This is a genomic window from Mycobacterium sp. PO1 (assembly GCF_017312405.1).
Taxonomy (GTDB): Bacteria; Actinomycetota; Actinomycetes; order Mycobacteriales; family Mycobacteriaceae; genus Mycobacterium.
The window spans coordinates 38,246-60,881 of sequence record NZ_BLTG01000036.1; the positions used below are offsets into that span (position 1 = coordinate 38,246).

17 protein-coding genes and 1 pseudogene are annotated in these 22,636 nt (G+C 68.2%); 7 read left to right on the forward strand and 11 right to left on the reverse strand.

Going from position 1 to position 22,636, the window contains the following annotated elements; genetic code table 11:
* Nucleotides 1-61 precede the first annotated feature (61 nt).
* Together J3476_RS27960 and J3476_RS14320 are read right to left on the reverse strand one after the other, a co-directional pair.
* Nucleotides 62-196: pseudogene (locus tag J3476_RS27960) on the reverse strand (sigma factor-like helix-turn-helix DNA-binding protein); the annotation flags it as partial.
* Between the two features lie 164 nt (nucleotides 197-360).
* Complete coding sequence (locus J3476_RS14320) at nucleotides 361-1,500, reverse strand: glycosyltransferase (protein ID WP_207067098.1); 1,140 nt, start codon at nucleotides 1,498-1,500, stop codon at nucleotides 361-363.
* 571 nt (nucleotides 1,501-2,071) lie between these two features.
* On the opposite strand from J3476_RS14320, the gene J3476_RS14325 reads away from it, so the two are divergent.
* The gene (locus J3476_RS14325) at nucleotides 2,072-2,836 is read left to right on the forward strand and encodes an STAS domain-containing protein (RefSeq protein ID WP_207067099.1); all 765 of its coding nucleotides are present in this window, start codon (nucleotides 2,072-2,074) and stop codon (nucleotides 2,834-2,836) included.
* 23 nt (nucleotides 2,837-2,859) lie between these two features.
* Here J3476_RS14325 and katG read toward each other — a convergent pair whose 3' ends face one another.
* The 6 genes from katG to J3476_RS14355 form a co-directional block, all read right to left on the reverse strand.
* Nucleotides 2,860-5,124 (reverse strand): catalase/peroxidase HPI, encoded by a 2,265-nt coding sequence (gene katG / locus J3476_RS14330; RefSeq protein ID WP_207067100.1) that lies wholly within the window; start codon nucleotides 5,122-5,124, stop codon nucleotides 2,860-2,862.
* 24 nt (nucleotides 5,125-5,148) lie between these two features.
* Nucleotides 5,149-5,592: a Fur family transcriptional regulator gene (locus J3476_RS14335; RefSeq protein ID WP_207067101.1), complete on the reverse strand. Its 444-nt coding sequence runs from the start codon at nucleotides 5,590-5,592 to the stop codon at nucleotides 5,149-5,151.
* A 38-nt stretch (nucleotides 5,593-5,630) separates the two neighbouring features.
* On the reverse strand, nucleotides 5,631-7,001 hold the full coding sequence (locus tag J3476_RS14340) for an acyltransferase (protein WP_207067102.1): 1,371 nt from the start codon (nucleotides 6,999-7,001) through the stop codon (nucleotides 5,631-5,633).
* Between the two features lie 167 nt (nucleotides 7,002-7,168).
* Nucleotides 7,169-8,302 carry a hypothetical protein gene (locus tag J3476_RS14345; RefSeq protein WP_207067103.1) on the reverse strand — a complete coding sequence of 378 codons (1,134 nt, stop codon included), beginning with the start codon at nucleotides 8,300-8,302 and terminating at the stop codon, nucleotides 7,169-7,171.
* Nucleotides 8,303-8,455: 153 nt separating this feature from the next.
* A complete protein-coding gene (locus J3476_RS14350) occupies nucleotides 8,456-8,863 on the reverse strand; it encodes a hypothetical protein (RefSeq protein WP_207067104.1) in 408 nt (135 codons plus the stop codon).
* A gap of 55 nt (nucleotides 8,864-8,918) precedes the next feature.
* A complete protein-coding gene (locus tag J3476_RS14355; protein WP_207067105.1) occupies nucleotides 8,919-11,153 on the reverse strand; it encodes an NADP-dependent isocitrate dehydrogenase in 2,235 nt (744 codons plus the stop codon).
* Nucleotides 11,154-11,390: 237 nt separating this feature from the next.
* On the opposite strand from J3476_RS14355, the gene J3476_RS14360 reads away from it, so the two are divergent.
* The 4 genes from J3476_RS14360 to J3476_RS14375 all read left to right on the forward strand — a co-directional run bounded on the left by J3476_RS14360 (nucleotide 11,391) and on the right by J3476_RS14375 (nucleotide 14,553).
* A complete protein-coding gene (locus tag J3476_RS14360; protein ID WP_207067106.1) occupies nucleotides 11,391-12,224 on the forward strand; it encodes a hypothetical protein in 834 nt (277 codons plus the stop codon).
* A 53-nt stretch (nucleotides 12,225-12,277) separates the two neighbouring features.
* Nucleotides 12,278-12,607 carry a cupin domain-containing protein gene (locus tag J3476_RS14365; protein WP_207067107.1) on the forward strand — a complete coding sequence of 110 codons (330 nt, stop codon included), beginning with the start codon at nucleotides 12,278-12,280 and terminating at the stop codon, nucleotides 12,605-12,607.
* Nucleotides 12,608-12,671: 64 nt separating this feature from the next.
* Complete coding sequence (locus tag J3476_RS14370) at nucleotides 12,672-13,787, forward strand: cell wall metabolism sensor histidine kinase WalK (protein WP_286183034.1); 1,116 nt, start codon at nucleotides 12,672-12,674, stop codon at nucleotides 13,785-13,787.
* Nucleotides 13,788-13,857: 70 nt separating this feature from the next.
* Nucleotides 13,858-14,553: a glycoside hydrolase gene (locus tag J3476_RS14375; RefSeq protein WP_373889066.1), complete on the forward strand. Its 696-nt coding sequence runs from the start codon at nucleotides 13,858-13,860 to the stop codon at nucleotides 14,551-14,553.
* Between the two features lie 2 nt (nucleotides 14,554-14,555).
* Here J3476_RS14375 and J3476_RS14380 read toward each other — a convergent pair whose 3' ends face one another.
* Nucleotides 14,556-16,499, reverse strand: coding sequence for an alkaline phosphatase family protein (locus tag J3476_RS14380; RefSeq protein ID WP_207067110.1), 1,944 nt, complete (start codon nucleotides 16,497-16,499; stop codon nucleotides 14,556-14,558).
* A 307-nt stretch (nucleotides 16,500-16,806) separates the two neighbouring features.
* On the opposite strand from J3476_RS14380, the gene J3476_RS14385 reads away from it, so the two are divergent.
* A complete protein-coding gene (locus tag J3476_RS14385; RefSeq protein WP_207067145.1) occupies nucleotides 16,807-18,873 on the forward strand; it encodes an adenylate/guanylate cyclase domain-containing protein in 2,067 nt (688 codons plus the stop codon).
* Nucleotides 18,870-20,264 carry a mechanosensitive ion channel family protein gene (locus tag J3476_RS14390; protein WP_207067111.1) on the forward strand — a complete coding sequence of 465 codons (1,395 nt, stop codon included), beginning with the start codon at nucleotides 18,870-18,872 and terminating at the stop codon, nucleotides 20,262-20,264. The genes J3476_RS14385 and J3476_RS14390 overlap by 4 nt, the downstream gene beginning before the upstream one ends.
* A 24-nt stretch (nucleotides 20,265-20,288) precedes the next feature.
* On the opposite strand, the gene J3476_RS14395 is transcribed toward J3476_RS14390, so the two are convergent.
* Together J3476_RS14395 and J3476_RS14400 are read right to left on the reverse strand one after the other, a co-directional pair.
* The gene (locus tag J3476_RS14395) at nucleotides 20,289-21,581 is read right to left on the reverse strand and encodes a Dyp-type peroxidase (RefSeq protein ID WP_207067112.1); all 1,293 of its coding nucleotides are present in this window, start codon (nucleotides 21,579-21,581) and stop codon (nucleotides 20,289-20,291) included.
* Nucleotides 21,578-22,501, reverse strand: coding sequence for an EfeM/EfeO family lipoprotein (locus J3476_RS14400; protein ID WP_207067113.1), 924 nt, complete (start codon nucleotides 22,499-22,501; stop codon nucleotides 21,578-21,580). The genes J3476_RS14395 and J3476_RS14400 overlap by 4 nt, the downstream gene beginning before the upstream one ends.
* Nucleotides 22,502-22,636: the final 135 nt, after the last annotated feature.

Below are 22,636 nucleotides of genomic sequence, written 5' to 3' on the forward strand. Positions count from 1 at the left end.
ACAGAAGGGCTGCGGACACGACGGTGCCGGACAGGCCGCCCCGCACCACCGGGAGGCTCGATCAGGCGACCGTGCTGGCCGGCCCTCCCCCGGCCAATGCCTCGCGCAGGCGGTACAGCGACTGGCTCAGCAGCCTCGACACGTGCATCTGCGAAATGCCCCTTCGGGCGGTGATTTCGGACTGGGTCAGAGATTCGAGACACGGCGCCGATGAGGTCGACGCGCAGCCATCCGCACGAAGAGGTGCTGCATCGCTTCTGGACGCGAATGTCACTGCACGGCAGATCGTCACGCGTGAGAGCTGAGAGCCGGCGTCGATGTGCAGCGTTCTCGAGGTCGCGGGTGACTGGCTCGGCCGTCTCACGCCATCGCGCGGCGAGCGACACCGCTGGGACGTGTGGCAGCGTCGTGATAGGTCACCTCGGCATCGACGGCGATGCGATCCCAGCTGTACCGGGACCTCGCACGGGAACGTCCGGCCAGCCCCATGCCCTCCCGCAGTACCGGCTGGCCGAGGATCGACTTCAACGCCCGACGCAGCGCGTCCACATTGGCCGGTGGTACCAGAACTCCGGTGACGTCGGGAATGACCGCGTCGCGCATACCGCCGGTTGCCGCGGCGACGACCGCGGTGCCGCTGGCCATCGCCTGCAGCGCGACGGTGCCATAGGCGTCGTAGGAGGCAGGGCACACGACCACATCCGCCGACTGCAGTACCGCATCGAGGTCACCGTCGTTGTCCACAGACGCGACCCGGCAACGGTCACCGAGGCCCAGTTTCTCCGCCAGGGCGAGAATCCGGTGGATGTCGCGTTGGTCTTCGCCACCGTCGTCGACGATGCGTAACCGAGTGTGTGGAAGCACCGCGACGGCCCTCACCACTTCGGTCAGCCGATCCGGGCGTGCGGGTCCGCTCGCGACGGCGACGACCTCGTGATCGTCCTGTCCGCGAGATGCGTGCGCCAAACCGACGCTGTTCTCGTCGACGGAGATGCCGGTCGGCACCACCGAGATCTTGGTGCGCGGGCATCCGAACCGAACCAGCTCGAAGAGGTCGTCGGTGCACGCGGCAGCGACCGCGGTGGCGTTTTTGGCCAGCAGCGTCTGCAGTTTGATCCGGGTTTCCAACGTGCCGGCCTCATCCCTGGGCAGACGCATCAGGGTGCCCAGTCCGTGAAAGGACTGCACCGTGGGCACAGGACGTCGGTTGGCCGCCAGCTGGCTCGCCATCCCGTATGCCCAGCCGTGGCAGTGCACCACGTCCGGAGGGCGATGCGACCATTCGTCGACCAACTGACGTCCGAGATCACCGATCAGCGGCATCAACGCCTCGGGCGGCCCGTCGAAGCCGGATTCAGCCGGCAGCGTGACCACCTGGTAGTCGCCGGGGGATTCCGGAGTTGTCGGCGAGGCGGTGTAGAGCGTGACGTCGTGCCCCCTGCCTGCCAGAGCGTTTGCCAGGCTCGCGATGTCATAGCAGCCGTCGTTGCCTCCCGCCACTCTCGCGTTGTCCGGTGTTGCGCCTACTATCGCCAGTCGCATGAAAGCCCTTCGGATCGGCATTGGCGGCCGCCCCGGTCGCGGGACGGTTCCTATCCCTCTGGAGGGCCGAAAAAGTTGTTCGCGAAACAATCCCGCGACAATGCTTCGTCTGATGTCCGAATCTGTTCGCATTGCGGACCGACGAGCGGGCTTTGTTCCGATGTGCCGGTTACCGGCCCCCACATCGGGTAGTCCGAGCTTCATGGGCAATGATGCGGACACCCCGGCCGCCGGGGCCATGACGACCGACAGCTCTGCAGTCGGCGTGGCGGCTCTATGTGTCGGCGCCTGACGTTTGCCCGAGGATTTCGCTTTCGTGGAATCGATGGCGACATCTCCCACCGCCTACGGACTGGCGGGCACCCGGTCCGGCGGCGGCTGTACGAAAAATTCGGGCTGGCAGTTGAACTGGTCGAGTCGGCGACGTCGCCCACTCCGCGGCACGGCTACTGCGTGCTGGTCGGTGAAACCGACACAGCGTTGACCGCGCGACGTGAGCGGCTCGTCGAAACCGAATGCCGCTTGGACGATGGTTGAGCACGGCGACATCGGCATCGCGGCGGTGACTGCGCCGGTCGGCGCGCTGATGACCATGGCCGGGACGCTGGACGAACGTACCTACCATGAGGTCCGGGACAGCGTGATCAAGGCGGCGCTGGAGGAACCGCGGGCAGTCCTCGTCGACGTCACCGCGTTGTCGGTGCCGTCGGAATCGGCGTGGGCGGCGTTCAGCAGCGCACGTTGGCATGTGAGCACGTGGCCCGATGTTCCCGTTGTCTTGGTGTGCGCACATCAGGACGGGCGAGACGCGATCACCCGCAGTGGTGCGGCACGCTACGTGCCGGTGCACGCAACCGCGCAGTCCGCCGCACGGTCGGTCGCACGGTCAGTCGAGGACGGCGTCGGGTTCCGCCGCCGCGCCCACTGTGAGGTGGCCAGGAATCGGAGCACTCTGCGGCGTTCCCGCGAACTGGTAGACGAGTGGCTCACGCAGTGGGATTGCCGGGAAATGATTCTCACGGCCAGCACGGTGGCCACCATCTTCGTCGAGAACGTCATCGACCACACCCTCAGCTGTCCCACTCTTCGGCTGGAGACGATGGACGGGCGGCTCACCGTTGCGGTCCACGACAGCAGCCCGCACCTTCCGGCCCGCCGGGAGGACACGGCCGACTCTGCTTGTGCGATTTCCGGGCTGGCCATCGTCGCCGCGCTGAGCCGGGCCTGGGGCGTAATCCCCGTACCCGCCGGCAAGGTGGTGTGGGCGGTGCTGGTGCCCGAGAACCGGCTGTAGCAGCCGGCCCCCGGGCAGCCAGGTCAACGCAGGTCGAACCGGTCGTTGTTCATCACCTTCACCCAGGCGGCGACGAAGTCCTCGACGAACTTGCCCTGGTTGTCGTCCTGGGCGTACACCTCGGCCAGCGCCCGCAGGATGGAGTGCGAACCGAAGACCAGGTCGTTGACGGTCGCGGTCCACTTCTTGGTCCCCGTAGCGCGGTCGACACCGTCGTAGACGTTCTCCGTCGTCTCGGAGACCTTCCACTCGGTGCCCATGTCGAGCAGGTTGACGAAGAAGTCGTTGGTGAGGACCCCGGGCTTGTCGGTGAACACGCCGTGCTTCGTCCCGCCGTGGTTGGCACCCAGAGCCCGCATGCCGCCGATCAGGACGGTCAGTTCGGGGGAGGTCACGTCGAGCATGTAGGCGCGGTCCAGCAGCAATTCCTCGAGCTGGGCCTTCTCCCCCGGGCGCACGTAGTTGCGGAAGCCGTCGGCGCGCGGCTCGAGCACCGCGAACGAATCGACATCCGTGGTCTCCTGTGTCGCGTCCGTGCGACCGGGCGCGAAGTGCACGTCGATCTCGAAACCGGCGTCCTTCGCGGCTTTTTCGACCGCCGCAGAACCGGCCAGCACGATGAGATCGGCCAGCGACACCTTCTTCGCACTCGAGCCGTTGAACTCCTGCTGGATCTTCTCCAGCACCGGCAACACCTTGTCGAGCTCGGCCGGCTCGTTGACCTCCCAGTTGCGTTGCGGCTCCAGGCGCAACCGTGCGCCGTTCGCACCGCCGCGCTTGTCGGTGCTGCGGAAGCTGGCCGCCGACGCCCACGCTGTCTTGACCAGCTGCGGCACGGACAGCCCGGCGTCAAGGACCTTCGCCTTGAGCGACGCGATCTCGGACTCGCCGATCAGCTCGCCCTCCACCGCAGGCACCGGGTCCTGCCACAGCTGTGGTTCGGGGATCCACGGTCCGAGGTACCGCGACACCGGCCCCATGTCACGGTGCAGCAGCTTGTACCAGGCCTTGGCGAAGGCCTCGTTGAGTTCCTCGGGGTGGTCGAGCCACCGGCGGGTGATCTCGCCGTAGATCGGGTCGACGCGCATCGACACGTCGGTGACGAGCATGGTGGGCTTGCGCGGCGGGCCGCCGAACGGACCGGGAATGATCGCCTCGGCGTCCTTGGCCTCGAACTGCCATGCGCCGCCGGGGCTTTTGGTCAGCTCCCACTCGTAGCCGTAGAGCAGTTCCAGGTAGGAGTTGCTCCATTTGGTCGGAGTGGGGGTCCACACGACCTCCAGTCCGCTGGTGATGGTGTCGGCGGCCTTGCCGGAGGCGAACGCGCACTTCCAGCCGAGTCCCTGTTGCTCGACCGGGGCGCCCTCGGGTTCGGGTCCGACCAGGTCGCCGTCGCCGGCCCCGTGCGTCTTACCCAGCGTGTGCCCGCCGACGATCAGCGCAGCGGTCTCCTCGTCGTTCATCGCCATCCGGCCGAACGTGACGCGGATGTCGTGAGCGGCTTTCAACGGATCCGGCTCGCCTTCGGGACCTTCGGGGTTGACGTAGATCAAGCCCATGGTGGTGGCGCCGTAGCGCTCCTCGAGCTCGCGAGCACCCTGGGCTGAGCCCTCGTAGCGCTTGTCGGTGCCGAGCCATTCCTCTTCCTCGCCGAAGATGACTTCCTCGGGTTCCCAGAAGTCAGGCCGGCCGAAGCCGAACCCGAAGGTCTGGAAGCCCGCGGACTCCAGTGAGACGTTGCCGGCGAACACCAACAGGTCCGACCACGAGATCTTGTTGCCGTACTTCTTCTTCACCGGCCACAGCAGCCGACGCGCCTTGTCCAGGTTGGCGTTGTCCGGCCAGCTGTTCAGCGGCGCGAAACGCTGCATGCCCTGGCCGCCGCCGCCGCGGCCGTCATAGATGCGGTAGGTACCCGCGGCGTGCCAGCTCATCCGGATGAACAGGCCGGCATAGCTGCCGTAGTCGGCCGGCCACCAGTCCTGCGACGTGGTGATCACCGACATCACGTCGGCTTTGAGCGCCTCCGGATCCAGCTTGGCGAACTCGCCGGCGTAATCGAAATCCTCGCCCAGCGGGTTGCCCTTGCTGGAGTGGGCGTGCAGCTTGGTGACGTCGATCTGCTCCGGCCACCAGTCCTGGTTGGTCAGAGGTCGGTGTGCCTTGGGCTCCGGGGAACGGATGGCCGGGTTCTCGCTCTCGCTGCCGCTGCTGTGCGTCGCTTCCTCGGGGAACGGCGGCTTGGCGTCGGAGGTATCAGATGATGACACAGTGTGTTTCCCTTCCATCTTCCTGCGGTGGTCGAGCTGTGATCACGGGTGTGATCGGGAAGTGTGCTGCGCAGAGCAGTCGGGGCACAGCCCCCAGTAGATGACTTCGGCCTCGTCGACGTCGAAGCCCTGCTCGTCGGATGCCGTCAGACACGGTGCGTCGCCGACGGCACAGTCCACATCGCGAATCGTGCCGCAACTGCGGCACACGACGTGGTGGTGGTTGTCGCCGACCCGGGATTCGTAGCGGGCCAGCGAGTTGGCCGGCTGGATACGGCGCACCAGCCCGGCAGTCGTCAGCGCACTGAGCGCGTCGTACACGGTCTGGCGGGACACGTCGGGTTGTCGTTCCCGCGCGGCCCGGATGATGAGCTCGGTGTCCGCGTGCGGATGGTGCTCCACGGCGTGCAGCACTGCCATCCGTGGGCGGGTGACACGCAGCGAGGCGCCCTTGAGAACCTCGGCGTAGTCCGGATCGTGACCCATCCACTCGATACTGTCGTGAAAACTGGATGGGATCAAGATTATCGGCCGGATTGCCCACCGGATTGCTTGATGGACAACCGAATTCGTTCGTTATTTGGATAGTTGCGCCCGGGTCGCGGTGTCGTCGGTCGGCCGGCGGCGATCCGGCCCAGTGCGGCGGTGGCCACGAAGCCGGCGAGCGCGCACCAGCCGGGCGCCTCCCCGAGTCCCGATTTCGCCATCAGCACCAGTGCGATACCGGCGGCGCAGACGGACAGGCCGGCGACACCAGCGCGTGCACCGACCGCCCGCACCGGCGCGTCCCACCATGGCAGCGGCCGGTGTTCCAGCGGGGCGAGCAACCAGAACAGCGCCAGCATCACCGCGGCGAACACCAACGCGCGCAACGCCAATCGGCCCCAGAAGCCTGGCTCGTGGACGTCATAGGCGTCCAGCCCCACCAGGTGCAGTCCGACGGCGGCCACCGCGATGGCCGGGATGTGCCACAGGTACAGCGTCATCGCCCCGGCGTTGCCCCGGGCCACGACACGCCAGACCCGGCGGCGCTGCGCCCACCGCTGGATCGACCTCGCCACGACCACGAACGCGCTCGACATCCACACGCACTGCAGGGCCAGGACCAGCGTCGGCGGCGACACGTTGGACACCCGGTCGGCCCCGGTGACCACCAGCGACACCTCGTAGGGCCCGAGGGCGACGAGGCCGACTTGGGCCGTGAACGCGACGACGGCCACCACGCCCGCAGTCCGGACCCCGAGGAGACGATGCGCGTACCCGACACCGAACACCACCGGGATGAGCCACACCAGCACGAAGTTGGCCACGGCCACCATCGGGGAGTCCACCGCGAAACGGACCGCATCGAGGGCAGCGATCGCCACCAGCAGCGAAACGAGCAGCCCGGTCAGCGCCCAGGAGGTGGTCAACCGGGTCAGTGCCGGCACGAACGCGAGGGCGAGCAGGTAGACCCCGAGGAACCACAGCAGCGCCACGCTTTCGCCGCCAAGGCGCGCCTCGGACGCCTCCCCCAGGACGGCCCGAACCAGCAGCAGAATGGCAGACCACGCCGCCAGATACCAGAACACCGGTCGACACAAGCGTTGCGCACGCGTGAACAGCCAACTCCCCCAGGATGTTCCGGCGTGATAACCGTAGGCGCCGGCCGCACCGCCGGCCAGGAAGAACAGCGGCATCACCTGCAGGACCCACGTCACCGGCGTCAGCGCGGGCAGCGCCCCGAGGGTGTTGCCGATACGCACTCCGCGGGTGTCGATGGTCGCCAGTAGCAACGCACAGTGCCCGAACATCACGACGACGAGCGCCGCGAGACGGGCGACGTCGATTGCTCGGTCTCGGCCCGGGGGAATCACGTCGGGCGTGGAGTCGGTCGGGCGGACGGGGTGCGCCATGACCTCAAGCATGCCCGCCCGCGACGCTCCGCGACTGAGTAGTACTACGGCATCGTGAGCAGTGGCGGCATCGAGAGCAGTCTCGGCACTCTCAGCGTGGCGGCATTAGCGCCAGTGCCAGTGCCAGTGCCAGGGTCGCCGGCGCCGGTGCCATCAGCGGCCCTGAATCAGGGCAGCGCCGACAGGATGTCGAGAGGGTTCTGAGGCGGAGCCGGCGCGGTGGCCGGATTCTTCACCGCCTGGGCCGGGGACGGCCCCGCCAGCGGCGCACTGTCGGTCAGGTGCGGTTGGCCCACGCGCACGGCAACCGGGGCCGCCTCCGCGGGCAGCGTGCCCGCGGCGGTCGGATCCGTGGCGACGGCGGGAGCGTCGAGGGTGTCGGGCCCGGAAGCGGGCTGCGACACCATCATGTGGTGCGGGGTGGTCGCCGGCTGCGAGGAAGTGACCTGCGCGGCCGAGGCGGGCTGGGTGTCGGTGTCGACCTGCGGCGCCGAGACGGGCCGCGGTTGAGCGATCACCTCGGGAGCCGACACGGGCTGCGGGTCGGCGACGACCTGGGGAGCCGAGGCAGGCTGCGGTTCGGCGACGATCTGCGCCGATGCGGGCGCCGGGGTGTCCACCACCGGCGCCTGGGGCGCCGGTGCCGCGGGCTGGCGGGCAGGCGCGGGCGCCGCGACCGGCGCTGGGTCGGTCCGGGCCGGCGGGGTGAGCGCTGCCGGGGGCGCTGCTGCCGGCGCCGGCTCGGCGTTGGCGGTCTCGACCGGCTGCGACGGAGAACCGCCCATGGTCGCGAAGACCCCGAGCGCCGCGACGGCACACACTGCGGCGATGCTCGCCGCCATGGTGATGCGCATCGGCACCCGGGCGATGGTGGCGCGGGCGACGGGCACGCGGGAGGTCAGCCGCCGCAGCAGGTGGTGCGCCTCGTCGGCGGGATGCGCGCGAGCGGCCCCGTAGGCCAGGGTCAGGTGGGGAGCGATGTGGCGGGCCGTCTGGTTGCGGCCTTCCCGAGCCTCCTCCTCCGTGACGTGCTCGATGGTGTCGAAACCGAACAGTCGCAGCTTGGAGCGCAGCCGGATGCCGTGATCGCGTCCGTCGTCGGTCCATGTCATGCGGATGCCGTCGATGTCGCGGTCGCTTTGCAGGGCGAATGCCTGCACGCTGCGGGCCGTCGCTCTGGCTATCTCGTTTACCGAATCGAGAGCGACGACTTCGTCAGCCAGGATCGCACCGTCCTTGGTGTCGACCAGCGCCCAGACTGCACTTGTCGCTGTCAGTGACAGACCCAATACCACGCGCATAGTTACCCCTCGACAACTGCCGGTGTTAGCTTTGTATCGGCGTGCCTGGGTCCGATGTTACGCACGTTACTCGATTGAGATCAGCCGCGTGAGCGAATCCTTAATTAACCATTTCGGCGAATTAGAGAGGGTAGCTAGCGGTGTGCGCTGTTCTCAGAATGCCGCAGTCAGCGGTCCGAGTTGCTGACATAGCGGAGCCGGATCGGTGCCGATCCAGCTACCACAACCGCGGCCGGTGGCGGTGTAGGTGACTCCCGGGACGAGTGGCGTGAAGTACACCTGGGCCGGCTGGGCACCCGTGCCCTGCGCACACTGCATCGGCGCGCCGGCGTCTGCCGGTTGGACACAGGCCACGCTCATATGGGGCGCGGCGGGTGGACCGCAGTCGGCGGGCGCCACCGTCGCCGCCACGGCGTCGACCCCGTCGTGGTGCACCACCTGCGGCGCCGACAGGGTGAACGCGCACGGCGGGGGCGGTTCGGCGGCGGCGAAGCCGGCGGTGACCACGCCGCCCAGCGGAAGCATCGCGGCGATCAGAACCGTCGCGCCGGGGCGTCTCATGCCCGCATGGTAGGGCAACCGGCCGCCCCGCCGCCGGTGAAGCGTGCGGCTCGCCTCAGCTCTTGGCCGCTTCGAGCGCCTCGTTGAAGGTTGTGCTGGGCCGCATGACGGTCATGAGCTTCTCGTCCTGCGGGTAGTAGTAGCCGCCGATGTCGGCGGGGCTGCCCTGCACGTCGTTGAACTCCGCGATGATCTTGTCCTCGTTCTCGGCCAGGGACTTGGCCAGGGAGGCGAAGTGCTCGGCGAGTTCGGGGTCTTCGGTCTGCTCGGCCAGCTCCTGCGCCCAGTACATGGCCAGATAGAACTGGCTGCCCCGGTTGTCGAGCTCACCGGCTTTCCGCGACGGGCCCTTGTTGTTGTCGAGGAGTCTGCCGATCGCGGCGTCCATGGTCTTGCCCAGCAGGGTCGCCTTCTTGTTGTCCGACTTGCGGCCCATGTCCTCGAAGCTGGCCCCCAACGCCAGGAATTCACCCAGTGAATCCCAGCGCAGATGGTTCTCCTCGATCAGCTGGTGAACATGCTTGGGCGCCGAGCCGCCGGCGCCGGTCTCGTACATTCCGCCGCCGGCCATCAGCGGAACGATCGAGAGCATCTTGGCGCTGGTACCCAGCTCCAGGATGGGGAACAGGTCGGTGAGGTAGTCGCGCAGGATGTTGCCGGTCACGGCGATGGTGTCCTGGCCGCGGATGACCCGCTCCAGCGTGTACCGCATGGCCCACACCTGCGGCATGATCTGGATCTCGAGTCCCTCGGTGTCGTGGTCTTTGAGGTAGGCCTTGACCTTCTTGCGCAGCTCGGCCTCGTGCGGGCGCTCGGTGTCGAGCCAGAACACCGCGGTCATGCCCGACGCCCGCGCCCGCGTGACGGCAAGCTTGACCCAGTCGCGGATCGCCGGGTCCTTGACGATGGGCATCCGCCAGATGTCGCCGGCCTCGACGTTGTGGCTCAGCAGCACCTCGCCGGTCTCGACGTCGACGATGTCGGCCACGCCGTCCTCCGGGATCTCGAAGGTCTTGTCGTGGCTGCCGTACTCCTCGGCGCGCTGGGCCATGAGACCGACGTTGGGCACGGTGCCCATCGTCGTCGGGTCGAACTGGCCGTGCGTCTTACAGAAGTTGACCATCTCCTGGTAGATCCGCGAGAACGTCGACTCCGGATTGACGGCCTTGGTGTCCTTGAGCTTGCCGTCGGCGCCGTACATCTTCCCGCCAGCGCGGATCATCGCCGGCATCGAGGCGTCGACGATGACATCGCTCGGCGAGTGGAAGTTGGTGATGCCGCGCGCCGAGTCCACCATCGCGAGCTCGGGCCGGTGCTCGTGCACGGCGTGGATGTCGCGGATGATCTCCTCGCGCTGCGAGGCGGGCAGCGACTCGATCTTGGAGTACAGATCCGACATGCCGTTGTTGACGTTCACGCCGAGCTCGTCGAGGACCTGCTGGTGCTTGGCGAACGCGTCCTTGTAGAACACCTTGACCGCGTGGCCGAACACGATCGGATGGCTGACCTTCATCATGGTCGCCTTGACATGCAACGAGAACATGACGCCGGTCTTGTAGGCGTCTTCGATCTGCTCTTCGAAGAACTCGCACAGAGCTTTCTTGCTCATGAACATGCTGTCGATGATGTCGCCCTCGTCGAGGGCCACCTCGGGCTTGAGGACGGTCTCGCCGCTGTCGGTCTTGAGGACCATCTTCACCGTGCGGGCCTTGTCGATCGTCATCGACTTCTCGCCGTGGTAGAAGTCGCCGTGCTTCATCGTGGCGACGTGGGTGCGGGAGGCCTGCGACCACTCCCCCATGCTGTGCGGGTGTTTACGCGCATACGCCTTGACCGCCTGGGGTGCGCGCCGGTCCGAGTTGCCTTCGCGCAGTATCGGATTGACCGCGCTACCGAGCACCTTGGAGTAGCGCGCCTTGATCTCCTTCTCCTCGTCGGACTTCGGCTCGCCCGGGTAGTCGGGCAGGTTGTAGCCCTTCTCGCGAAGCTCCTTGATCGCGGCCAGCAGCTGCGGAACCGAGGCGCTGATGTTGGGCAGCTTGATGATGTTGGTCTCGGGCAGCTGGGTCAGCTTGCCCAACTCCCCGAGGTTGTCGGGCACCCGCTGTTCCTCGGTCAGATAGTCGGGGAATTCGGCCAGGATGCGCGCGGCCACGGAGATGTCACTGGAGCTGACGGAGATGCCGGCTGCGTCTGCGAAGGTGCGGACCACGGGCAGGAAGGCGTAGGTCGCCAGCAGAGGCGCCTCGTCGGTCAGCGTGTAGATGATGGTCGGCTGCTCGGCGCTCATGTGGTGTTCTCCCGGCATCGGTTTCGGTCAGTTCGTGGCGGCTCGCGTCGGGGCCGGTGACCATCGGCTGGTCGTCGGTATCCGGCAGTCAGTATCGCGGCACCGCACCCTTCAGGCGGAGCCTACCCAACTGCGGCGACGACAGGGCGGGCCAGACCTGCGGTGCTCGGTCACGGTCGGGCTTCGGCGCGGCGCGTCGAGCCGGCCGGCGCACGTCCCGCCGCTACATTCACGGCCATGACATGGGCCGGGAGCAAAGACTGTGTTCGCAGCGTCGCGGCGGCGCTGGGGGTGCTCGTCGCGGTGGCGGGCTGCTCGGCGCCGCAGACACCCGATGGCACGGCAAACGCGGCCGGGACGCCGCCGGTATCGGGCACCGTCGAGCAGTGGCAGGACGCGGTGTGCCGCGACGGGACCGAAACCGACTCGGGCACCCGACACATCGTCGACGGCAGTACCTGCGTCCCCCACGACGGCGACGGGGTGGTCAACTTCGACCATTTCGACTCGGTGCCCGCGATGGACGCGATGCTGTCGTGGGCGCCGTCCCCTCAGGTCGCGACGACGACGCTCGACGACCGTCCGCTGGCGATCTGGACACCCGACGGCGAGGCCGAGGACCTGGCCCCACTGTCCGGATTCGGCTTCACCGTGGCGTCCTACCGGTCGCCGGCGTTGGCCCGTGCCACCGAGCAGCTGCCCGGTGCCGTGCCGTCTGCCGAGGTGACGACGATTCCGCCCAACCAGTTCGGTTACGTCGTGGTGACCACCGCGGCGGGTGACCCGCAGTGCATCGTCGAGACCACGTTCGTGGGATGCCAGACGGCCGCTCGCAATTGGCAACAGCACGCTGACGGCAGCGGTCCTTACCACGGGGTGCGGGTGAACACCGACGGCACCGGTTCGTGGGTGGACGGCAATCTCGGCGCCGCGGCCCCGACTCCGTTGGCCGAGCGAACCTACCGCGCCTTGGGGTGGACCATCGTCGCCAACGCCTCGGAGCTGCGATTCACCCATGACGCCACCGGCCACGGCGCGGTGGTCAGTGCTGCGCGGGTCGCACCGTTCTGAGCGGCGCCCTGCCGGGTTGACGAGCGGGTGCTGCCGGGCATCGAATGGCAGACATGCAGAAGGTGTCGATCGAAGCTTTGGCCCGCCAGCAGTTGCAGCTCGCGACCGCCAACAACCGCAACGCCGCCGACACCGTGGTCGGCGGTCACGAGAAGGTCCTGCGCCAGACCGTCATCGGGATGGTTGCCGGCGCGGAGATGGGTGAACACGAGAATCCCGGCGAGGCAACCGTGTACGTGATCAAAGGATCGGTCCGGATGTCCTCGGGTGACGAGCAGTGGGACGCGCGCGCGGGCGACCTGTTGAAGGTTCCCGATGCCCGGCACTCGCTGGTCGCGCTCGCCGACTCCGCGTTACTGCTGACGGTGGCCAAACTCCCGTAGCGCCGAAGTTCTTCCGCAGCTGGGGGGACGATGGTGCCATGGACAGCGCGGGGCGGCGGTCATGATGCGATCTCGGTGGCGGCGGGCCGGGATCGGCGTACGACTGTTGGCGGCCCAGGCCCTCGTGCTGCTGGTCGCGGCGGCCGCGGTGTGGGTGGTGGCCGCGATCGTCGGCCCTCCGCTGTTCCGCGAGCACCTGCACCGGGCCGGCGTTCCGGCTGATTCGCTGGAGGAACTGCACGCCGAGGAGGCGTACCGATACGCGACGGCCCTGTCGATCGGAGGCGCGGTCGCGGTCTCGGCGCTGGCCGCGCTGGCGGTGAGCGGCTACGCCGGCCGGCGCCTGCAGCGATCGGTTGCCGAAGTCGCGTCGGCGGCCACCGCGGTCGCCGACGGCCGCTACGAGATCAGGGTCGCACCGCAAGAGTTGGGTGAGGAGTTCGACAGCCTCGCCCGCGCTTTCAACCAGATGGCGACACGGCTGGAGTCGGTGGAGGCCACCCGGCGACGTCTGTTCGGGGACTTGGCCCACGAGATCCGCACGCCGGTGTCGGTGCTCGACGCCTACATCGAAGCGCTGGAGGACGGCGTGCGCATGTTGACGCCCGAGACGGCCGAGGTGCTCCGGGACCAGACCCGCAGGCTGGTGCGTTTCTCCGAGGACGTGGCGGCGCTGGCTCAGGCCGAGGAGAACACCGCGAACGTGTCGTTCTGCCGTGTGGCGGTCGCTGCGCTGCTGGAGCGCTGCGCGGCTGCGGTCGCCGAACGATTCGACGACAAGGGGGTCGCGCTGACTGTGGCCGTCGGTGGAGATGTTCCACCGGTCTGGGCGGACCCGCAGCGTCTGGCGCAGGTGCTGGCCAACCTCCTCGACAACGCCTTGCGCCACACACCCGGTGGTGGCGCGGTGCAGCTGAGCGCGGATCGCGTGGGCCGGCAGGTGATCGTACGGGTGGCCGACGACGGCGAAGGCGTCGCACCGCAGCACCTGCCGCACCTGTTCGAGCGGTTCTATCGGGCCGATCCGTCGCGCAACCGGGTCGGTGGCGGTGCGGGCATCGGTCTGGCGATAGCCAAGGCGCTGACCGAGGCCCACGGCGGCGACATCAGTGCCGCCAGCGCCGGACCAGGGCAGGGCACGACAATCACGGTCACCCTTCCAGTCAGCGAATCCGTCTGAGCCGGCGACCTGCAGCGGCCCGGTGCGGGCCAACGGCCGACCGACGCGCCAGACGCAATTGCCGGCAAACCTGGCCGCATGGCGGGGTCGCGCCACTAAGGTGCTGATCGTGCGCAGGGACGTGTTTGCCAAGGGCCGGGGCCGATGGCTCGCGGTCGTGGTGTCTCTGGTCGTCTCGGGCGGCATGATCTACGCCCAGAACGCCGCGCCGCCGTGCTGCGCCCCCGAGCCGTCGCCACCACCGAGCGCCCAGGGCGCGGAACCGAGTGCCGCACCGGAGCGGGTCCGGCTCTCGGAGGCGGAGTTGCTGGCCGCCAGCGCCCCGGTCGACGGCCGCGTCTTCGACCTTGCCCTGCCCGCCGGCGTCGCGCCGGAGGGTGGCCTGCAGGTCAACACCATCTGGGCCGCCCGGGCGATCAGTGCCCTGTTCCCGGAGATCACCACCATCGGCGGCTATCGCCAGGATCCGTTGAAGTGGCATCCCAACGGGCTGGCGATCGACGTGATGATCCCGAACTACCACAGTGACGAGGGCATCGAGCTCGGCAACCAGATCGCCGGGTACGCACTCGCCAATGCGGAACGCTGGGGGGTGCTGCACGTGATCTGGCGGCAGGGCTTCTATCCGGGCATCGGTGCGCCGAGCTGGACCGCCGACTACGGCAACGAGACGCTCAACCACTTCGACCACATCCACATCGCCACCATCGGTGGCGGTTATCCCGACGGTGACGAGACCTACTACATCGCTTCGATGCAGTCCTAGCCCTAGACGGCGATCTGACCGCAGGCGGGCAGCGCCGCCGCGTTGTCCCCGTCGCACAGCTGCGCGGCGTCCAGCGGAGATTCGACCGACGGCGGGGCCGGCGGCCACAGCGGGAAGATGCTCGCACCGGTCACCCCGGTCAGTCTGGCCACGATCTGCGCGACGACGTTGGTCACCACGTAGGTGAGGTTGCCGATCAGCCGGACCGGCACGATCGCCAGCGCCGCAAGCGGACTGATCAGGAAGATGTCCTGATCGACGATCTGCTGCAGGCCCGCGGTGAGGCTCTCGGTGAGCCCGTACACGATGTAGGGCACGGTGGCGGCGACGGTGCGCACCCCCAGCGCGATGTTCGTCCCGATGTCGGGGTAGCCGTACATCGCGATCGCGTCCTGCAACGCTCCCCGCAGCGCCTCGTCGTCGTCGACGGGGAAGACATCGCTGGCGCCGAGCGTGGTGAGCGACACGCCGTCGGAGTCGGTGGACGGGGTGCCGCCGAACAGCGTCATGACGGTCGGGGTGACGTCGACGATCTGGTACTTGAGGTTGATCGCGCCGGCCGCGAACAGGTTCGGGTTCTCGGCGATGACGAAGGTCGACGTCTCGTCGGGTGACTGAAACCCGTGGCCGAAGCCCCGCTGCGGCTGGTGGCCGTGGTCGGTGACGACCAGGATGGTCCACTGTTCGCCGGTGAGGGCCTCCCACGCGTCGACCGCCTGCAGGATCTCACCGAGATTGCGGTCGACGTTGCGGATCGCGGCGGCGTACTGCGGCGAGGCGCCGCCGTACATGTGGCCGTTCTCGTCGACGCCGACGAAGTAGCTGAAGACGAAGTTGGGGACCATCGGGTCGGCGGCCATGATCGCCAGTTCGGTGGCGTCGCCGACCGCGTCGTCGGTCAGCAACCAGTCGGTGTCTCCTTCGATCTGGCCGATGTCGACGATCTCGTCGGCCGGCGTGGCGCCCGCGCCCGCGATGGCGGAGATGACGTTCCAGTTGGCGATCGACGTGGTCTGGATTGCCGAGTTGAACGCTTCGAGTTGGGTGAACACCGTGGGCCAGTCGTCATAGGTCCACGGGGTGAACACGTTGTTGATGACGCCCGTCTTCTCGCCCCACGCCCCGGTGAGGATGGACGTCCACGACGGGTTGGAGATGGTGGTGTGTCCGGCGATGCTCGCCGGTGCGGTGGTGCCGTCCTGGATCAGGCCGAAGAAGTTGGTGTTCGCGAGATCGGCGAGCACTCTGCTCAGATTCGTGCCGTCGACGCCGATGACCAGGACGTTGGGCGAGGGATCGGCCAGCAACTCGATCTCGGGTGGAGCGACGGCGCTGCTGCGCAGCGCGGCGCGCTCGGACTCCTCCCGGGCACCGGCCAGCGTCGCCAACGCCATCGGCAGCACCGCAGGTGCGGGAGCGTCGGGAACCGGCTGCGGTGCGGGCTGTTCGATCGCGACATCAGCGGCCTGGGCGGGCGCCGAGGCCGGCGCTTCGGTGGCGTACCCGGACGCGACCACCGCGTCGTCGGTCGCGTCCTCGTCCAGGTCCGCGCCGGCGTCGGTGACCTGCGGAGCGTCGAGGTCGGTGCCCTCGCCGACGTCGGTTGCGCCATCACCGGCTTCGTCGAGGTCGTCTGCGAGGTCGTCCCCGAGATCGGAGTCCGCGTCCGAATCCTCGTCGGCGCCGAGACCCTGTCCCCCGTCATCCGAGGCGGCGGACTCCTCCTGCTGTGTCGTCGTATCGTCCGTGCGGTCCGACGACGCGGCGCCGGCGGCCCCCGACGACGCCGAACCTCCCGAGTCGCCGGCCTGACTCGTGGTCGAGGAATCCCTCGACGAATCTGCGGTCTCGGCCGCGGCGATCCCCGGCGCGCTGGCCACGGCGAGCCCGACGCCCAGTGCGACCGCGAGCCCTCCCACCCGACCGATGTACTTGGCATGGTTCATGGGACATCTCCTCGGGGCCGCCTGACTGACACCGCTGCGGCAAAGTTGCCGCGGGCGTAAAAATACGCGGAACACCTGTCCTGGAGGCCATGAATCGGCGACTTGGCTGGAAACAGTCGACCGCCACCAGCCCGCCCCGAGCGAACACCCCGCAGGGTAGGCTGGCCCGCGCCGCTTGCGGAAGCAGACCGCGACGCTGCCGTTCCGACAGGTGTAGCACCGGAGTTTCGCCAGCGACGGAAGGGCAAGTGTGCCGGACACCCCACGGCGTTTCTCGCGCATCAGCATCCAGTCCAAGCTGCTGCTGATGCTGCTGCTGACCAGCGTGCTGTCGGTGGCCGTGGTGGGCGCGATCGGCTTTCAGTCCGGCCGCGAATCGCTGCGTGAATCGGTGTTCGAACAGCTCACCCTCATTCGCAGCGCCCAGGCCCGCATGCTGGAAAAAGCGATGCGGGACCTGACCAGCTCGATGGTCGTCTACACCCGCGGCAGCACCGCCGAGCAGGCGATCGCCGCGTTCACCGCCGGATACGACGAGCTCCGTGACGCCGAGGTGCCGCCCGACCGGCAGCAGGCCCTCGTCGAGTTCTACCAGCGCAACTACGGCGAGACCGACGCCGACGCCGACCGCGACGCCGCTCAGGCCCGGGTCCAGGCACTGCTGCCCCGCGGCAACTCGCAGCGCTACCTGCAGACCACCTACACGCTGGCCGCCGACACCCCCGAGGACCGCATCGAGATCGACGATCCCGGGGACGGCAGTGCCTGGTCGGCGGCGAACGCCCAGTACAACGAGTTCTTCCGCCAGGTGATCAAGCGGCAGCACTCCGCCGACGCTCTGTTGATCGATGCCCGTGGCAACGTCGTCTACAGCGTCGGCAAGGGCATCGACCTGGGAACCAACATCCAGTACGGGCCCTACCGCGGCAGCAACCTCGCCGAGGCGTTCAAGGAGGCGATGAACTCCAACTCGCTCGACGAGGTCGTGGTCCGGGACTTCGACACCTACCAACCGTCGGGGACGCCCACCGCCTGGATGGTGTCGCCGATCGGTCCGGCCGGCAACGTGCAGGGCGTGATGGCGCTCGCGCTGCCGGTGGACAACCTCAACCGCGGTCTCACGTTCAACGGCGACTGGCAGGGTGCCGGGCTGGGCAAAACCGGTGAGACGATCCTGGTCGGGCCCGATCTGCTGATGCGCTCGGAGTCACGACTGTTCCTGGAGGACCCCGACGCCTACCGCAGCGACGTGGTGGCCGCCGGCACGCCCGTCGAAGTGGCCGACGAGGCGATCCGCCAGGGCAGCACCATTCTCGTGCAGCCCGTGGACACCGACGCGGTCGGGCAGGCCCTGCAGGGGGCGACCGGAACTCTGATCACCGAGGACTATGAGGGTCGCCGGACGCTGCAGGCGTACTCACCGGTGCAGACCGCGGGATTGAACTGGGTGCTCGTCGCCAAGATCGACGTGGCCGAGGCGTTCGCTCCCGTCGCCACGTTCACCCGCACCCTGGTGCTGTCCACCGTCGCGATCGTCCTGGTGGTCTGCATCGCCGCGCTGCTGCTGGCCCGGGTGTTCGTGCGCCCGATCCGCAGGCTGGAGGCCGGGGCCGAGCAGATCGGCGCCGGTGACTTCGATGTCGAGCTGCCCGTCACCTCGCGCGACGAATTCGGCGATCTCACCCGCGCGTTCAACCAGATGAGCAGCAATCTGCAGACCAAGGAGCGACAGCTCACCGAACAACGCGCCGAGAACCACCGGCTGCTGTTGTCGCTCATGCCCGAACCGGTACTCGAGCGCTACCGCGACGGGGAGGAGAACATCGCCGAGGAGCACCAGGATGTGACGGTGCTGTTCGCCAACGTCGACGGACTCGACGACCTCGCCGAACAGCTGACCGCGCAGGAATCGCTGGCGGTGGTGAACCGGCTGGTTCGCCAGTTCGACGCCGCGGCAGACAATCTGGGTGTCGAGCGGGTGCGCACGCTGCACGACGGATACCTGGCCAGCTGCGGTCTGACCGTGCCCCGGCTCGACAGCGCGCGCCGGACGGTCGACCTGGCCGTGGAGATGCAGCACATCATCGATCGGTTCAACGGCGAGACGGGGCACCGGCTCAGCCTGCGGGCCGGGATCAACACCGGCATCGTGACCAGTGGTCTGCTCGGACAGTCGAACCTCGTCTACGACATCTGGGGTTCGGCGGTCAACCTCGCCTACCAGGCGCACAAGAGCCCGGCGACGGCCGGGGTCTATGTGACCCGTCCGGTGTACGAGGCGATGCGGGATATCCGCGACTTCACCGCCGACGGCGAGGTCGTCGCCAACGATCGCGTCGAACACCTGTGGCGTCTCTCGGGTGACCAGCGATGAGCGAGATCTTCTCCGCGCCGTGGTTCTGGTGGGCCATCGCGATCGCGGTGGCACTGCCCATCTCGCTGGTGGTGCTCACCGAGGTGCACAACGCGCTGCTGCGGCGCGACAGTTATCTGGCCCGGCCGGTGAGCCTGGTGCGCAACTACGTGCTGCCGCTGGGGGCACTGCTGTTGTTGCTGCTCAAAGCGACCGAGGTGCGCGCCGATGCCACCACCGTGCGGGTGGTGGCCACCGTGCTCGGGTTCGTCGTCCTGGTCCTGCTGCTGTCCGGCCTCAACGCGACGGTGTTCCAGAGCGCGCCGGAAGGCAGTTGGCGCAAGCGGGTTCCGTCGATCTTCCTCGACGTCGCCCGGTTCGTCCTGATCACCGTCGGTGTCGCGCTGATCTTCGCGTTCATCTGGGGCGCCAACGTCGGCGGTCTGTTCACCGCGCTGGGCATCGGCTCGATCGTGCTCGGCCTGACGCTGCAGAACTCCGTAGGGCAGGTCATCTCGGGGCTGCTCGTGCTCTTCGAGCAGCCCTTCGAGATCGGCGACTGGGTCGCCACCCGATGGATCGATGGCGGCCGGGTGGTCGAAGTGAACTGGCGGGCCACACATCTGGACTCCGGAAACGGTGTCTACGTGTTGCCCAATTCGCTGCTGGCCACCGAGCTGTTCATCAACCGCAGCCTGCCGCGCGGTGAACACTCGATCGACATCACGACGAAGTTCTCGGCTGCGGATCCACCCGACGCGGTGTGCCGGATGCTGACCGGCCTCGCGCAGCGGGTACCCCAGCTGCGCGCCGGGGCCGACCCGGTGACCCTCATCGGCGCCACCGGCGAGTACACCACCACCGTTCCGCTGCACACCCCGGCCGAGGACGCCGAGGCCCGGTCCACCTTTCTGCGCTGGGCCTGGTACGCCGCACGGCGCGAGGAACTCTCGCTCGACGACGTCACCGATGACTTTCCCTCACCTCTGCTGTTCGACGACGCGCTGCAGGTGGTGGGGCGCAGCCTGCACCTCAGTCGCACCGATCAGGAGCTGGTGCGCGAGCACATCCGGGTGGTCCGCTACGGGGTCGGTGAGATCGTCCAGGAACGCGGGACCGTCCCGGTGCGGATGATGTTCGTCGTCAGCGGGCAGGTTCGTCTGGAGGTCCGCTCAGGTGGCGCCGTGGTGGGCATCCGCACGCTCGAGCGCGGCGATTTCCTCGGTCAGACCGCTCTGACCAGAGAGCAGGTCAAGGCCGACGCCCGCGCGCTCGACGAGTTGACCGTGGCGTGGATCGACCGCCAGAGCATGGAGGCGCTGGTGCTGCGCCGTCCGCTGCTGATGCAGGAGATCGGCCGGGTGATCGAAGAGCGCCGGGCCAGCATGCGCAAAGTGACCGCGGCGGATTAGCCCCGGCGCTCAGCCGGACTCCGGTCAGCCCCGGCGGTGTCGTCTGCCGTGACCGGGGTCGCCGACCAACGCCTGGCCGAGGAATTCGTCGGGGCCTTGCACACCCGGAAGAGCGAAGAAGAACCCGCCGCCCACCGGCATGATGTACTCCTCCAACGGTTCACCGGTGAGCCGATTCTGGACCGCCAGGAAGCCGCGCTCGAGGCTGCGCTGATAGGACACGAACGCCAGGCCCTGATCGAGGCGGCCCGCACCGTCGAAGCTGCGGGCATAGGAGAAGCCGCGGCGCAGGATCAGACTGTCCTCGGTTTCCGGTGTCCGCGGGTTGGCCAACCGGATGTGGGCGTTCAGCGGAATCCGTTCTCCGCGAGGATCATCGGCGTAGTCAGGGTCGGCGAATTCGTCGGACATCCCCAGCGGCGCGCCGCTGATCTTCTCTCGGCCGAAGATCTGCTCCTGCTCGATCAGCCGGGTCCGGTCCCAGAACTCGACGAACATGCGGATGATCCGCACCGCCTGGTAGGACCCGCCCACTGCCCAGTCCGGCTCAGCGTCGCCGGAACCGACCCACACGTAGCGGTCCATCAGGGCTTGGTCATCGCTGTCCAGGTTCGCGGTGCCGTCCTTGAAGCCCAACAGGTTTCGGGGGGTGGCGGCGTGTGAGGCGACGCCTGCGCCGCGGGCGTAGCCGTCGATCATCCAGTGCAGCACCAGGTGTCGTCTGGTGCGCCGCATCAGTTGGCGCAGTGCGAACTGCAGGGTGTCGATGTGCCCGGCTTCCATGGTGAGCAGCAGGTCACCGTGGGAGAACTTGGGGTCGAGCCGGTCGTTGGCCAGAAACGGCATCTGCACCAGCTCGGCGGGGCGCCGGTCGGCCAGACCGAACCGGCCGTCGAACAGCGACGCGCCGACGCTGACCACGACCGACAGATCGTCCGGTGGCGGCTCTTCGCCGAGGATGCCCGAGTCGACCGGCGGGTAGGCGGGCCCGCGCTGCTCGGGCGGCCGGCCCGACATCAGGCCCCGGATCTCGTCGGTGAGCTCGGCGAGCGTGTCCGCCAGCTTCTCCCGGCTGTCGGCGATGACGGTGAAGGCCGCCATCAGTCCCTGCATTGGCACGGGGATGGCGGTGATGCCCGCTTGGTGAGGTCCCTCGAACGGCACATATCGCGGCGCCGGCGGGCCGGCGGTGGACGGGCCGTCCTCCGCCGAACACCCGGTCAGCGCCGCGCCGACACCGACCGCCGCACCGGTGCCCAACGCCCCGGTGACGAAATTACGGCGGCTGATGCCGGATCGCGGCGACTGCGTGCTCACTGCAGGTTCAGCACTCCGGCGACCTCCGACACGTTCTCCGACAGCCCGGCCAGCTGGGCCTTGAGGGTGTCGATGGTCTGCTGGTCGACGGTCACCTCGGGGCAGCGCGGCGAGGGGTACTGGTCATTCGGGGTGCAGTACAGCACCCAGCCGTCGCCGCGACGCAGCGGTTCGAGCGTCGCGTTGACGTCGGCGAACCCGGCGTTGATCTGCTCCAGCAACTCCGGATCGGCCTGCTGCAACGCCGGTGTCAGGTCCTCGATCGCGGCTTGCGAGCCCTCGAGGTTGGCGTTGAAGTCCCACAGGTCGGTCTTGGAGTAGCGGTTCTCCTCGCCGGTGATCTTGCCCTCGGAGACCTCCTCGATCAGCTCCGCTGCCCCCACGGCGACGTCGCTGGGTGCCACCTCGAGCGTCGGCATCTGCTCGTTGAGGGTGGCGATGTTCGCGTCCAACTGGTCCGCGAACTGTGCGCCGCCGTCGGTCGTGTTCTGCTCGAACAGCAGGTACTCCAGCCGGTGCCAGCCGGTGAAGGCGGGATCGTCGACGCCGGCGAAGTCGTCGACGCGGGCGTCGACCAGCCCGTCGATCTCTTCGACGAGCCCGGCCAGCGGCTCGATGCGCTCCCACGGTTCACGAGAGGGGGCGTAGGCATCCTGGGCGGCCTGCAGGTCGCCGGCCCGCACCGCATCGGTCAGCACCTTGACGGCGGTCACCAGCTGGTCGCTCTGGTCGACGGCGTAGGCCTGGTACTCCTCCGCGGCCTGGGCGACCAGCGGGTCCGGTGCCGCCGAGGGCTCCGCGCTGGTCTGCGTCGCGGTCTCCGTCTCGGTCGTGGCGGTGTCGGTGTCGGAGCTCGAGCAGCCGGCCAACGCCAGGCCCAGTGCCAGCGCCGAGATCGGAAGGGCAGTACGCCGTCTCATCAAAGGAACCTCCTTGTTCGGGTCGAAAGGCAGGCTAGCGCCCCGGCGGAGATGAGGGTAGCCACACCTAGGTAAAGAGGACCTTAGTCCCTCGGGTACGGTGTCCGCTTAGGCTAGGGTTCGCTAAAGCGTCTG

Coding starts and splice junctions, on each gene's coding strand:
- J3476_RS14325 (WP_207067099.1), top strand. CDS start 2,072: ATGGTTGAGCACGGCGACATCGGCATCGCGGCGGTGACTGCGCCGGTC.
- katG (WP_207067100.1), bottom strand. CDS start 5,124: ATGGAAGGGAAACACACTGTGTCATCATCTGATACCTCCGACGCCAAG.
- J3476_RS14335 (WP_207067101.1), bottom strand. CDS start 5,592: ATGGGTCACGATCCGGACTACGCCGAGGTTCTCAAGGGCGCCTCGCTG.
- J3476_RS14340 (WP_207067102.1), bottom strand. CDS start 7,001: ATGGCGCACCCCGTCCGCCCGACCGACTCCACGCCCGACGTGATTCCC.
- J3476_RS14345 (WP_207067103.1), bottom strand. CDS start 8,302: ATGCGCGTGGTATTGGGTCTGTCACTGACAGCGACAAGTGCAGTCTGG.
- J3476_RS14350 (WP_207067104.1), bottom strand. CDS start 8,863: ATGAGACGCCCCGGCGCGACGGTTCTGATCGCCGCGATGCTTCCGCTG.
- J3476_RS14355 (WP_207067105.1), bottom strand. CDS start 11,153: ATGAGCGCCGAGCAGCCGACCATCATCTACACGCTGACCGACGAGGCG.
- J3476_RS14360 (WP_207067106.1), top strand. CDS start 11,391: ATGACATGGGCCGGGAGCAAAGACTGTGTTCGCAGCGTCGCGGCGGCG.
- J3476_RS14365 (WP_207067107.1), top strand. CDS start 12,278: ATGCAGAAGGTGTCGATCGAAGCTTTGGCCCGCCAGCAGTTGCAGCTC.
- J3476_RS14370 (WP_286183034.1), top strand. CDS start 12,672: ATGCGATCTCGGTGGCGGCGGGCCGGGATCGGCGTACGACTGTTGGCG.
- J3476_RS14380 (WP_207067110.1), bottom strand. CDS start 16,499: ATGAACCATGCCAAGTACATCGGTCGGGTGGGAGGGCTCGCGGTCGCA.
- J3476_RS14385 (WP_207067145.1), top strand. CDS start 16,807: ATGCTGCTGCTGACCAGCGTGCTGTCGGTGGCCGTGGTGGGCGCGATC.
- J3476_RS14390 (WP_207067111.1), top strand. CDS start 18,870: ATGAGCGAGATCTTCTCCGCGCCGTGGTTCTGGTGGGCCATCGCGATC.
- J3476_RS14400 (WP_207067113.1), bottom strand. CDS start 22,501: ATGAGACGGCGTACTGCCCTTCCGATCTCGGCGCTGGCACTGGGCCTG.